12 protein-coding genes are annotated in these 11,867 nt (G+C 41.1%); 5 read left to right on the top strand and 7 right to left on the bottom strand.

Annotated elements, in window-relative coordinates; all coding sequences use genetic code 11:
• The first annotated feature begins 46 nt into the window (after positions 1-46).
• On the top strand, positions 47-748 hold the full coding sequence (locus DWW23_RS15000) for a Crp/Fnr family transcriptional regulator (RefSeq protein WP_122354087.1): 702 nt from the start codon (positions 47-49) through the stop codon (positions 746-748).
• A 103-nt stretch (positions 749-851) separates the two neighbouring features.
• Here the strand turns inward: DWW23_RS15000 and kdsA are convergent, their stop codons facing one another.
• The 7 genes from kdsA to prmA form a co-directional block, all read right to left on the bottom strand.
• Positions 852-1,658 carry a 3-deoxy-8-phosphooctulonate synthase gene (kdsA, locus tag DWW23_RS14995; protein ID WP_122354086.1) on the bottom strand — a complete coding sequence of 269 codons (807 nt, stop codon included), beginning with the start codon at positions 1,656-1,658 and terminating at the stop codon, positions 852-854.
• Between the two features lie 306 nt (positions 1,659-1,964).
• Positions 1,965-2,885, bottom strand: coding sequence for a tRNA (adenosine(37)-N6)-dimethylallyltransferase MiaA (gene miaA, locus DWW23_RS14990; protein ID WP_122354158.1), 921 nt, complete (start codon positions 2,883-2,885; stop codon positions 1,965-1,967).
• A 105-nt stretch (positions 2,886-2,990) separates the two neighbouring features.
• Positions 2,991-3,992 carry a type I glyceraldehyde-3-phosphate dehydrogenase gene (gene gap, locus DWW23_RS14985; protein WP_122354085.1) on the bottom strand — a complete coding sequence of 334 codons (1,002 nt, stop codon included), beginning with the start codon at positions 3,990-3,992 and terminating at the stop codon, positions 2,991-2,993.
• 236 nt (positions 3,993-4,228) lie between these two features.
• A complete protein-coding gene (locus DWW23_RS14980) occupies positions 4,229-4,615 on the bottom strand; it encodes a hypothetical protein (RefSeq protein WP_122354084.1) in 387 nt (128 codons plus the stop codon).
• On the bottom strand, positions 4,560-4,970 hold the full coding sequence (locus DWW23_RS14975) for a phage holin family protein (RefSeq protein ID WP_122354083.1): 411 nt from the start codon (positions 4,968-4,970) through the stop codon (positions 4,560-4,562). The genes DWW23_RS14980 and DWW23_RS14975 overlap by 56 nt, the downstream gene beginning before the upstream one ends.
• A 6-nt stretch (positions 4,971-4,976) precedes the next feature.
• Positions 4,977-5,198: a YtxH domain-containing protein gene (locus tag DWW23_RS14970; protein WP_007652933.1), complete on the bottom strand. Its 222-nt coding sequence runs from the start codon at positions 5,196-5,198 to the stop codon at positions 4,977-4,979.
• An 88-nt stretch (positions 5,199-5,286) separates the two neighbouring features.
• Positions 5,287-6,138: a 50S ribosomal protein L11 methyltransferase gene (gene prmA, locus DWW23_RS14965; protein ID WP_122354082.1), complete on the bottom strand. Its 852-nt coding sequence runs from the start codon at positions 6,136-6,138 to the stop codon at positions 5,287-5,289.
• Positions 6,139-6,605: 467 nt separating this feature from the next.
• On the opposite strand from prmA, the gene DWW23_RS14960 reads away from it, so the two are divergent.
• The 4 genes from DWW23_RS14960 to DWW23_RS14945 all read left to right on the top strand — a co-directional run bounded on the left by DWW23_RS14960 (position 6,606) and on the right by DWW23_RS14945 (position 11,859).
• On the top strand, positions 6,606-7,205 hold the full coding sequence (locus DWW23_RS14960) for an RNA polymerase sigma-70 factor (RefSeq protein ID WP_122354081.1): 600 nt from the start codon (positions 6,606-6,608) through the stop codon (positions 7,203-7,205).
• 64 nt (positions 7,206-7,269) lie between these two features.
• On the top strand, positions 7,270-7,785 hold the full coding sequence (locus DWW23_RS14955; protein ID WP_122354080.1) for a FecR domain-containing protein: 516 nt from the start codon (positions 7,270-7,272) through the stop codon (positions 7,783-7,785).
• Complete coding sequence (locus DWW23_RS14950; RefSeq protein WP_221267813.1) at positions 7,745-8,272, top strand: FecR family protein; 528 nt, start codon at positions 7,745-7,747, stop codon at positions 8,270-8,272. Before DWW23_RS14955 ends, DWW23_RS14950 begins: the two co-directional genes overlap by 41 nt.
• Positions 8,273-8,346: 74 nt before the next feature.
• On the top strand, positions 8,347-11,859 hold the full coding sequence (locus DWW23_RS14945; protein WP_122354078.1) for a TonB-dependent receptor: 3,513 nt from the start codon (positions 8,347-8,349) through the stop codon (positions 11,857-11,859).
• Positions 11,860-11,867 lie beyond the last annotated feature (8 nt).

Genomic DNA, 11,867 nt, shown 5'->3' with positions numbered 1-11,867 from the left:
AGAAAAGTTGTACATTTGTGCTTCATAAGTATGTTATAAAACAGTCGTGGTTAAGCAACAAAAAGAAGAGGTCGATCTGTCGGCCAGTTTAGCAGAAGTATGGAGAGTTCTGACCGAAAAGGAACGGGACATTCTCCGTAATAATTCGACGATCCAGCATTTCAAACGTAACGAGTTGATCTATTGCGAGGGCGACGAACCAAGGGACATGATGTGCTTACTGAGAGGCAAAGTGAAAATCTTTAAGGAAGGTGTTGGCGGTCGTAGCCAGATCATCCGGATGATTAAGCCTGTACAGTATTTTGGTTACCGTGCTAATTTTGCTCAGGAAAATTATCTGACGAATGCGTCTGCATTTGAGGCATCTGTTGTTTGTCTGATACCGATGACAGTGGTTACTGAGCTGTTGATGGGTAACCCTAACTTGGCCATGTTCTTTATTCGCCAGTTGTCGTTTGACCTGGGGGTTGCGGATGAACGTACCGTTAACCTTACGCAGAAGCATATCCGGGGTCGTCTGGCAGAATCTTTGTTATTCCTGAAAGATAGTTATGGATTGGAAGAGGATGGGGCTACTTTGAGTATTTACCTGTCGCGTGAAGATTTGGCAAATTTGTCGAATATGACCACTTCCAATGCTATCCGTACTTTATCTACTTTTGTAGCTGAGCGCATCATCGCTATCGACGGTCGGAAGATCAAGCTGATAGATGAGGATAAGCTGAGGAAGATCAGTAAAATGGGATAATAAGAATAATACATTAAAAAAGGAGCTTCGGGAATGAGGCTCCTTTTTTTGTGTCCGTATGTTTCTTTAGGGGCATTATATCCCCCTTTTTCTTATTGGAATCTTATTTCCTGATCGCCTCACGGATACGTACTAACCGGGTTAACAGACCTTCCAGCAAGTCTAACTGTAACATGTTCGCTCCGTCGGATTTTGCTTTAGCAGGTTCCGGGTGAGTTTCGATGAATAGTCCGTCGGTTCCTACGGCGATAGCGGCCTTGGCTATTGTCTCGATCAGGGCGGGCAGACCGCCTGTTACGCCAGATGTCTGGTTGGGTTGCTGTAAGGAATGGGTGACGTCCATGATGACCGGGTAACCGAATTCCTGCATTTGCGGGATTCCGCGATAATCGACAACCAGGTCTGTGTAGCCGAATGTCGTGCCTCGTTCGGTGATCATAACGTTGTCATTTCCTGCATCGGCCACTTTCTGTACGGCAAACTGCATGGCTCCCGGAGAAAGGAACTGGCCTTTTTTGATATTGACAATCTTTCCTGTATTGGCGGCGGCAACCAACAGGTCGGTCTGACGGCACAGGAAAGCAGGGATCTGGAGGACATCGACATACTCGGCGGCCATGGCTGCTTCGTGTGTTTCATGGATGTCCGTTACGGTCGGAACGTTGAAAGTTTCGCTGACCTTGCGTAAGATCTTCAGGGCTTTTTCATCGCCGATCCCGGTAAATGAATCCAGGCGGGAGCGGTTCGCTTTGCGGTATGAGCCTTTAAAGATGTAGGGAATATTCAGCTTCTCGGTGATACCCACAACCTTTTCTGCAATGCGCAGAGCCATATCTTCCCCTTCGATCACACATGGACCGGCCATCAGGAAGAAGTTGTCTTTATTCTTAAAATCGTTAACTGTTATCATAATCGTTATGTTGTTTTATTTCAGTTTTTATCAAATTTGAACTATCCTATAATCAAAGTGACATGACTATTACAGGTTCATTTGCCGTTGGTTTTAACCAACGGTCTACAGATTGTATCCCTTTTTTGGCTTTAGCCGCATTTCTCTTAAATAGCAAGACTGTTTAAAATGGGACTAAAGGCCAATGAGATAGATCATTTACCAATCCGTCAGCTGAAGCAGACGGCAAATGAACCTGTAACTAAGTATGTCTTATTGATGACTGAGACTTATGCTCAGATAGGTTCACTTCTTTCTAAAAAGGAATTATTCTTGTTTTAATAACTCCAATGTCCTTTCGATTTTCTCTTCTGTTGGCAGGATTGCATCGACCCAGTGGATGGTGCATCCCCGGCGTTCCATTCCCCGGAACCAGGTCATTTGCCGTTTGGCGAACTGGTGAATGGCTATCTCTAATTGAGAAACCATTTCTTCATAAGAAAGTTCACCTATAATATATAATGTAAGGTATTTATATTCCAGACCGTAATAAATAAGGTCTTCCGGCTTGACACCCGAAGCAATGATACCTTTTACTTCATCCACCATGCCCTCGTCGAGGCGGGCACGCAGTCGCCTGGATATTTTCTCCCTCCGTAGCTCCCTGTCGATGTCTATGCCGATGATCAGACTATCTATCGGATCATACTCGTTCGCATCCGGAGCCTGCGTTTTATAATATTCTTCAATCTCGATGGCACGGATCGCCCTTTGTGCCGAATCGACATCCGTCTTATTGTGCAACACCTTGTAAGTCGTCAGGATCTCTTCCAGTTCAGCCAGTGATTTATTCTTTAACGACTCTCTTAATTCCGGATTCTGCGGAACATCCAGCAGTTTGTATCCTTTCAATACAGCTTCGATATACATCCCTGTGCCTCCGCAAAGGATCGGCAATTTCCCTTTTTCCTGTATCGCCCGGTAAGCCCGGAAGAAATCATGCTGATATTCGAATACATTATATTTATATCCCGGATCACAGATGTCGATCAGGTGATAAGGAATCACTTTGCCGTTTACGGTATAATCAGCCAGATCTTTACCCGTTCCGATATCCATGCCGCGATAGATCTGGCGGGAATCGGCACTGATAATCTCCGTATCCAGCCGGTCGGCCAATGCTGCTGCAAAAGGCGTTTTGCCGGAAGCCGTCGGTCCAAGTATCGTTATAAGTTGATATGTTCTCATAGGGTAGCAAAGATAGTGCAAACCGAGCGCAGAATAAAATGAAAGATAATAAAAAAAGCCGTCCCCTTTGCAGAGGACGGCTTCCATATACTGATTTGTATTTGATTACTTACCAGCGATAACGCGAGCCATTTCACAAACTTTGTTTGAATAACCCCATTCGTTGTCATACCAAGAAACGATCTTAGCGAAGTTATCATCCAAAGAGATACCTGCTTTAGCATCGAAGATAGAAGTGTTAGAGCAGCCACGGAAGTCAGTTGAAACAACTGCATCTTCTGTGTAACCCAGTACACCTTTCAATTCGCCTTCAGAAGCTTCCTTCATAGCAGCTTTGATGTCATCCATTGTAGCAGCCTTTTCCAGAACTACTGTCAGGTCAACAACAGAAACGTCAGAAGTCGGAACACGGAAAGCCATACCAGTCAGTTTACCGTTCAATACCGGCAGAACTTTACCTACAGCCTTAGCAGCACCTGTAGAAGAAGGGATGATATTTTCAAGGATACCACGGCCACCTCTCCAGTCTTTCTTAGAAGGACCGTCTACTGTTTTCTGAGTAGCAGTAGCAGCGTGAACTGTAGTCATCAAACCTTTAACGATACCGAACTTGTCGTTCAATACTTTAGCGATAGGAGCCAAGCAGTTAGTAGTACAAGAAGCGTTAGAGATGATGTCCTGTCCTGCGTAAGTTTTGTCGTTAACGCCATAAACGAACATAGGAGTAGCGTCCTTAGAAGGAGCAGACATGATAACTTTCTTAGCACCAGCCTGGATATGTTTGCGAGCTGTTTCGTCTGTCAGGAAGAAACCAGTTGATTCAACTACAACGTCAGCACCAACTTCGTCCCATTTCAGGTTAGCAGGATCCATTTCTGCAGTCAAACGGATTTTGTTACCGTTTACTACCAGGTTGTTACCTTCTACAGCAACTGTACCATCGAAACGACCGTGTACTGAGTCATATTTCAGCATGTATGCCAAGTAATCAGCATCCAACAAGTCGTTGATACCTACGATCTGAATATCATTGCCGAAGTTCTTAACTGCAGCGCGGAACACCATACGTCCGATACGGCCGAAACCGTTAATACCTACTTTAATCATTGTAATAAAACTTTTATGGGTTTATTAAAAATATTACATAAAATCCAATTAACAGCCACAAGGAGTTGCACATGAAGCCAATATCGTCAGCATTGCGGTGAATGCCATAAAGAGAATCAAATTACGTTTCATTTTTATCCTTGTTTTTAACGACTGCAAATTTAGTCCTATTTTTTTATTCTTCCTTTATAAAAAGGAGAAAAATATGTCCTCTAACATAAATTAAATGTTAGGAGTTATTTCTTTTTCTTAAACAGAAGATTCGTAAACCAGCTTTGTGCCTTTCGGATTCCCCATGTCAGCAAAAAAGGTCTGGCAACATCCCAGGCAACCGGGAGTAGTCCTTGTGCTATGCTCAGATAATCCGAGAAACCCATCGGGGTAACCGGCTGGTCGTTTGTCGCAGCAATTGCGTCGGAAGATTCTGTCTTTTTCGATTTAGTGTTTGGAAAGAGTAAGGTAGTAAAGCCGGAAATCAACAGACTGCCTGCATTTTCCTGAATATACGAAAAGTCGTCATTCAGTTTTTGTTCCTGTACGACACATTGCCTCCGGATCTGTTCTTTGTCAAAAATCAGCTTCTCCAGCGGTGTCAGCGGCTTGTTTTGTATCTGTTGTTGCATCGTCTTTTTCGTCGTTACCGTTTAATGCTGCAATCACAACGTTGAGAACGGTGTTGCAGATTCTTTGTTTGTTCATTATAATGAGTCCGATCAACAGGAGATATAATACCGCCACAACGGCGAACCCGGCTCCCGAAGAACCGAACATATCACCCAGAAAGAACCCTAACGCCAGGAATATGAACAGGATGGCAAAGAAAGCCAGAAACAATAAAATTAAGCCATACGAAAGAACCGCGATCAATTGCCCGCTTCTCTCGTATGTGCTTAACTTTAAAAGTTCAAGCTTTAATTCTACGTAAGTCGAAACATCTTCTTTCAGCTCACGAAAGATTTTTCCTGAATCTTTTTCCATAAATGATTATTCAGCTACGATTTCTTCTGTAGCCTTTACAACTTCAGTCTTACCTTCTTTGTACTTGGCGAGAGCGGAATTAAAGCCTTCTTTTACTTTTCCAACTACACCGTTCAATTCTTCCAGTAACTGTTCTCTCTTATCGGTAGCTGCCAAATATCCGACTGCTGCACCTACTGCAGCTCCAACTACCAAACCTAGTAATAATTTAGAATCTACATTTTTCATAACTCTTACATTTAAATGTGTCTACTAATGTAACGATTTTATGCGGATGATAGTTTACTTCTGCATTAACTTTTAATGTTAAATAAAGTTACTGCTTCTGTGTCTTGACGGCCACCCAGTTGTTTTTCTCTGTATGAGAAATGAAATTCAAGCCGTTTCTTTTACATTCTTCTTCGATGGCGGGAATGTCTTGTGTGTAGAATCCGCTCATAAAAAGTAGTGCTCCTGGTTTCATGCAGCTGGTATAGTGACGGATATCATTCAAAAGTATATTGCGGTTTATGTTGGCAAATACAATATCGAACTGTCCGAAAGCCGGGATTTGTTCGGCTCCTCCCAGTACGACTTGTATATCTTCGGTATTATTCAGGCGGACATTTTCCAGTGCATTGTTGTAGGCCCATTCATCGATGTCGATGCCCACTACTTTGTTGGCTTTCTTCATTTTAGCGAGGATTGCCAGGACAGCTGTTCCGCATCCCATATCCAGCAAATCTTTACCTTCCAGGTCGAGTTTGAGCATCTCGCTGATCATCAGGAAAGTCGTTTCATGGTTGCCTGTCCCGAATGCCATTTTGGGGTCTATAATAATATTATATGTATAACCTGGCTCCGGTTCATGGAAAGAGGCGCGAATGATGCATTCGTTTCCGATGCGGATGGGTTTGAAATAGTTCTTTTCCCATTCTTCGTTCCAGTCCTTGCTCTCGATAAACTGTTCGGAGTAATGGATTGTGACGTTTTCCAGTGGAAATTCTTTCAGTTTGTCGACTAATGCCTTTACATTATATAATTGATCGGAGATATAAGCCTGCAGGCCGTCTTCGTTTTCGGTGAAACTTTCAAAACCTATTTCTCCCAGTTCGGATGCCAGTACATCGCTGATGATTGTTGCCTCGATAGGCGATTCGTATGTGAATTTCAGTTCGTAATAGTTCATATTTCTATTCTTTAGTCATTTGCAGGGACAAAGGTATCGAATATATTTAAATCGTGGTTGTCCGCCGGATCAATTCTGCTACAAGGCAAAGACTGTTTCCTGTTTGTCTATAAACTATTTTTTATCTTATGAAAAAGTATTTCCTGGCATGTGAATAACTATCGGTTAGGTGTACAGGTTATCCTATATATAGTGTACTACTTATCCTATATATGGTGTACATCTTATGTACGATAAGTAGTACACCATATTAATAGTTGCTAGTATATAAAGATTTAGATACTCAGCTATAGGCAAATACTTCTTTGTCGGGTAACGAATAGTTGTTCCTGTGCCTGGTGAAGAAAGGCTTAATTTCTATTGTCTGTACCCCGTTTTTAGGGATAGATAGTCCGTATTGAATAAAAAATGTTTATTTTTGGGGACAAATTAAGATGGTTTAAGTAAAAATTGTCCTGACATTATATATGTTTGATGTTTCTTCATTATATAAACTGAAAGAAGGGAACCGGAAGGCTTTTAATGATATGTTTCGTTATTATTATCCCCGGGTGATGGCCTATGTAGCTACTATCGTGGAGCAGGAGATGGCGGAAGATATTGTTCAGGATGTTTTTTTGAATGTGTGGGAAAACCGTAAAAAAATATATGTAGGAGAAGGATTCCATTCTTATTTGTTCCAATCGGCTTATACGCGTTGTGTCGATCATTATCGGAAAACACAGTCTGCCGGAAAATATTTGCTTCAGGCAGAGAAATCCGTATGGGAGGAGTATGCTGATTCATTGAGATCGGATGCGTCTGTTCTGGAGGAGATTTATTCAAAAGATTTTTATAAATTATTACATAATCTGCTGGGAGAATTACCTTCCCAACGCCGCGAAGTCTTCATTCTTACTTATATAGAAGGGCTTAAATCGAAAGAAGTGGCTGAGCGACTTCAAATGCCCCAACGTACGGTAGAAAGTCATATTTATTTGGCGATCAAGTTCCTGAAAGCACATATGTCTAAGCAGGATTTCTATTTGTTTTCTCTTCTGTTTCTTTTCCGGCAAGGAAATTTTTAAAAAAAGATTCTTTTGCTCCGTAGTTTCTTTCTCTCATACGTTTTGCTGATATAAAGGATAAAAAATGGATTTCGATTACGGACTTTTGGCAAAATATCTGGCGGGCAATATCTCTTCCGACGAAATGCAGGAGATGTTGGCCTGGGGTAATTTATCTCCGGATAATAAAACAATATTGTCGGATGTGATGCGTCTGCGTGTGTCCTATCATTCGATGTATTATAAAAGTCCGGATCGTATTGAAGAGGCTTTGGGAAAGGTAAACGGTAAGATTGACCGATCGAATCGTTTTCAATTAATGCGTAACGTGTTGCAATATGCAGCTGTCTTTTTGGTGCTGGTGTCCTGCTTTTATGGAGGTTACGAGTATTTTCAACCTGAAAAACAGATATGTATTGTAGTTAAGCCCGGTCAAGATGTGAAAAAAGTTATGCTTGCCGACGGAACTTGTGTCTGGTTGAAGGGCGGCTCGACATTGAAGTATCCGGTATCGTTCTCTGACGAGAATCGTCAGGTCTCCTTGCAAGGAGAAGCTTTCTTTGAAGTCTCAAAGAAAGCAGGAGCAGTTCTCGCTATTTAATGTTTTTACCGGATATGTGAATATCCAGGTAAAAGGTACTTCCTTTGATGTAAAGATCGATAATGAAAATAAGAAAGTTGAGACAGTTCTGGTCAGTGGTCAGATAGAGCTGTTGGATATTAACCGGAATAAAGTATTGGATGTTTCTCCCGGAGAGAAAGTGACTTATAACCAAAACAAGAATGAATACACCTCGGAAGCTATAGATGTAAATATCTCGACAGCCTGGCGGTTAAGGCAGTTTGTGTTTGAAAATGCCACCCTGCGCGAAATAGTAAATAAACTATCCGTAAAATTTAATGTGAACATCAATATCGAGTCTTCGGCTCTTGCACGGCGTAAATTTCGCTGTGTGATCAATGAGGACGAAGGACTTGCCGATATCCTGAATCTGTTGGGATACCTCGCGCCGATCCATTATAAGGTGGAAGGAAAAGAAGTTTTTATATATGAACAACCCCAAAAAGCAATGCCTATGATAAAATGACCGAGAGTAGAAAAATGAACACACAACAAGAAATCTAACTGAAAAATTAGTACTAACATTATTAAATCACATGTATGATTAAAAAAGTTTCTATTGCGACATTAGCAATGTTTTTGTCTGCAGCATCGTCTACGATGGCGATAAACGATGCGCAATCTTTGTATGTGAATCTGGAACTGACGCTGAATAGTACGACAGTCGGTGCAGTAATACAAAGTATAAGTGAACAGACTGGGTATGAATTTTCTTATGATGAAGCTTTATTAAATAAGAAAATCTCCAACGTATTTGTTAATTTAAAAAACGAACACATAGAAAAAGTGCTCAAAGAGGTTTTTAAAGATACCGGTATTTCTTACAAGATTGTGAATAACCGTGTGTTTTTGAAAGACAATAGTGTGAAAAGGAATGTTCGCACAGAACAGGTTGTAAATGAAGTGCAACAGAAGGAGAGGAGAATATCTGGTGTCATTGTCGATGAAGAAGGAACATCGATCATTGGTGCAAACATTACTCTCGAGGGAAATAGCAGTGTTGGAACAGTAACAGATGCTAATGGGAGGTTTGTCTTAAGCAATATTTCTGCCGGGGCTACTTTACTTGTCTCCTATATAGGCTATTTAGAGCAGAGAATTCGGGTGGAAGATGGGAAGGTCTCTTATCAGGTCACATTACATGAAGATACCCAAAAGTTGGATGAAGTGATCGTTGTCGGATACGGTGTAGAGAAAAAAATAAATATGACCGGAGCTATCACTAATGTGAAGACAGAAGAGTTATCTACAATTTCAACGACCAATTTATCTAATACTTTAGCGGGTCGTGCACCGGGATTGACAATTGTCGGGAGTTCAGGTTTCATGGGAGCAAGTTCAGAAATCCGTATGCGTGGTGGGTTCGGTGATCCGTTATTTGTTATTGACGGAATTATCCGGGATAAAGCGGCATTCGATGCACTTGAGTCGAACGAGATCGATCAGTTGAGTTTTTTAAAAGATGCTGCAACAGCTTCTGTTTATGGATCGAAAGCGGGTAATGGAGTGGTCCTGGTGACAACTAAGTCGGGAGCGGATAGTATGGGGAAACCCAAATTTGAATATCAGGGATCATATACGTTTAATAAACCCACTCGTAAGTTATTTACAGATGAGATGAGTGCTTACAAAGAGTTGGTTTATCAGAATTTAGTTGCTGAAGCTAATGGACTGGCCAGACCTAATAATGACGAAGAGATGGAATATGCTAAGACGCATGATTATAATGTGAATGACCTGATTTGGCAAAATCCATGGAATACAAAGCATTCTATTAGTGCGACAGGTGGTACTGAAAAAGTTAAATACTACGTTTTAGGAAGTTTTATCAGAGAAGAAGGATCTTACAAGAATCTGGAAAATAATAAGTATTCGTTCCGATCTAATTTGACCGTAAATCTGAGTAAGTATATATCATTGAATGCAAATGTTTCCGGCTACCAGAAAGACGATAGACGATTCAATTGGTCTGGAAGTGGCGATGATAGTGAGGATATATTCGACTTTTATAGAACTACGTTTAATTGTTTGAGGACGGTTCCGTCTTATGCGTATCTGGATGGTACTCCGGCAAACGAAAAGACTGATTATCCTGTTTATCCGGATGTCAGTAATTTTAAAGGATGGAATGTTGCAGATGTGATATTGGGTGATCGTTATATCAAAACCCGCAGACGGAATGTAAATGGTATTTTATCATTAAATATTGACTTGAGTAAGCTTTTACCCGGATTATCAACAAAAGTAACTGGAAATTACATAATCAATGACTATGCTCGTAAGAAATATCTTACTCATCAGAAAGCCTATAATTTTCAATCGGCTGATCCTAATAACCGTTTTGTTCCGGGACCATTGGATTTGAATAAATATAATATCTTCACGTTTGGTTCCAATTATGAGAATCTGACTTATGGTTCCCGCCAATTCTGGAATGAGCAGTTTGACTGGACAGTGAACTATAAAAATAAGTTTGGCAAGCATGAAGTAGGCGGAATGATCACTTTTGAACAGGCACAAAGTCAGGGTGAAGCCATCTATGCAACAGCGAATGATCCGCTGACGGCTTATGACCAATGGTTTGTGTTTTCGACCGATCCGGAAAGACGAACGGTTTCAGTAAATGAATCGGAGAATTTAGGCTCGCATTTGTCGTGGATCGGACGTGCTACATATAATTATGATTCCAAGTATATAGCAGAGTTTTCATTCCGTTATGATGGAAATAATAAATTTCCAAAAGAAAGCAGATGGGGCTTTTTCCCCTCGGCCTCACTTGGATGGCGTATCAGTAAAGAAGCCTTTATGGAGAGTGCTTCTAATTGGCTTGATGACTTAAAAATACGTGCTTCTTACGGTACTACCGGTAACGATTTGAATACGTCGAATGCGTCGATCGGATATTTCCAGTATATAGAAAGATACACTTCCGGTAACAGTTATATGTTTGGCAATGGGTTAGCTAATGGTATTCAATCAGGCAGTATGCCGACTTATAATTTGACCTGGGCTACATCATCGACTGTCAATGGTGGTTTGGATTTTACATTTTTAGGTAATAAGTTAAGTGGTACTATCGATGGATTCTATAGAAAGGAAACTGATATTTTGGGTTCAAGAACTTCTTCTTTACCTAGCACCTATGGTGCATCGTTGGCTCCTGAAAACTATGCTGAACGTTCATGGAGAGGTGGAGAATTCACATTAAGTTGGAGAGATAAAGCTAAACACGGAATAAACTATTCTCTTTATATGAATATAGGCTATTCCAAAGATCGCTGGGATGTATTGGATGAATCGGTAATTTATATGACAGGTAATCTGAAAGACTTGTCTTTGGTTGGAATGTCGGCAGGACGTATCACGGGTTTGAAAGTGGATCATTTGTTGACAGATCAAGCAGAAGTGGATGAATTGATCGCTAAAGGATTTAAGCAGTATGGACGTGATCCGTACCTTGGCGGCCTTTTATTTCAGGATACTCGTGGTGATGGTTATGCTCCGGGACCGGATGGTAAAATTGATGGAAATGACTCATATAATTTGCTTTCAACAAACGGCACGCCTCGTATTAACTATGGTTTTGGAGGTAGTTTCAGTTGGAAGGGAATAACTATCGATATGCACTTCCAGGGAGTTGGCAGTTATGACCGGTTGGTAGGCTGTGAGGCTACGCAGGGTATGCCGCAATATGGTGGTAATACACGTCCGTATTATCCTATCTGGACAAGTGATAAATGCTGGAGTCCGGACAATCCCGATGGAGTTTATCCTCGTGTAATCGGTAAGAACCAATATGAATCAGGCTATGGTAATACTGATTTTTGGATGCGAAATGGTGCGTATTTACGTTTGAAGAATCTTAACGTAGGATACGATTTGCCTAAGGTGGTTCTTCGTCCGTTGGGACTGACCCATGCCCAGGTATTTATGAACGCAACCAACTTATTCTCTATCTCTGCGATGAATGAGTTCATGGATCCTGAACAAAAATATTACGATTCATTCCCTTTGATGAGATCGTTTACATTTGGTCTTAACTTCTCATTTTAAAATTAAAA

It is taken from the genome of Parabacteroides sp. AF14-59 (genome assembly GCF_003479515.1).
GTDB classification, from domain to species: Bacteria; Bacteroidota; Bacteroidia; order Bacteroidales; family Tannerellaceae; genus Parabacteroides; species Parabacteroides faecis.
This window is presented reverse-complemented; position numbering and strand designations above follow the sequence as displayed.

Excerpts from the sequence above, each read along its gene's own strand:
- DWW23_RS14960 (WP_122354081.1), top strand. The coding sequence starts at position 6,606 with ATGTTTGATGTTTCTTCATTATATAAACTGAAAGAAGGGAACCGGAAG.
- kdsA (WP_122354086.1), bottom strand. The coding sequence starts at position 1,658 with ATGATAACAGTTAACGATTTTAAGAATAAAGACAACTTCTTCCTGATG.
- DWW23_RS14975 (WP_122354083.1), bottom strand. The coding sequence starts at position 4,970 with ATGGAAAAAGATTCAGGAAAAATCTTTCGTGAGCTGAAAGAAGATGTT.
- DWW23_RS14980 (WP_122354084.1), bottom strand. The coding sequence starts at position 4,615 with ATGCAACAACAGATACAAAACAAGCCGCTGACACCGCTGGAGAAGCTG.
- prmA (WP_122354082.1), bottom strand. The coding sequence starts at position 6,138 with ATGAACTATTACGAACTGAAATTCACATACGAATCGCCTATCGAGGCA.
- gap (WP_122354085.1), bottom strand. The coding sequence starts at position 3,992 with ATGATTAAAGTAGGTATTAACGGTTTCGGCCGTATCGGACGTATGGTG.
- miaA (WP_122354158.1), bottom strand. The coding sequence starts at position 2,885 with ATGAGAACATATCAACTTATAACGATACTTGGACCGACGGCTTCCGGC.
- DWW23_RS14970 (WP_007652933.1), bottom strand. The coding sequence starts at position 5,198 with ATGAAAAATGTAGATTCTAAATTATTACTAGGTTTGGTAGTTGGAGCT.
- DWW23_RS14945 (WP_122354078.1), top strand. The coding sequence starts at position 8,347 with ATGATTAAAAAAGTTTCTATTGCGACATTAGCAATGTTTTTGTCTGCA.
- DWW23_RS14955 (WP_122354080.1), top strand. The coding sequence starts at position 7,270 with ATGGATTTCGATTACGGACTTTTGGCAAAATATCTGGCGGGCAATATC.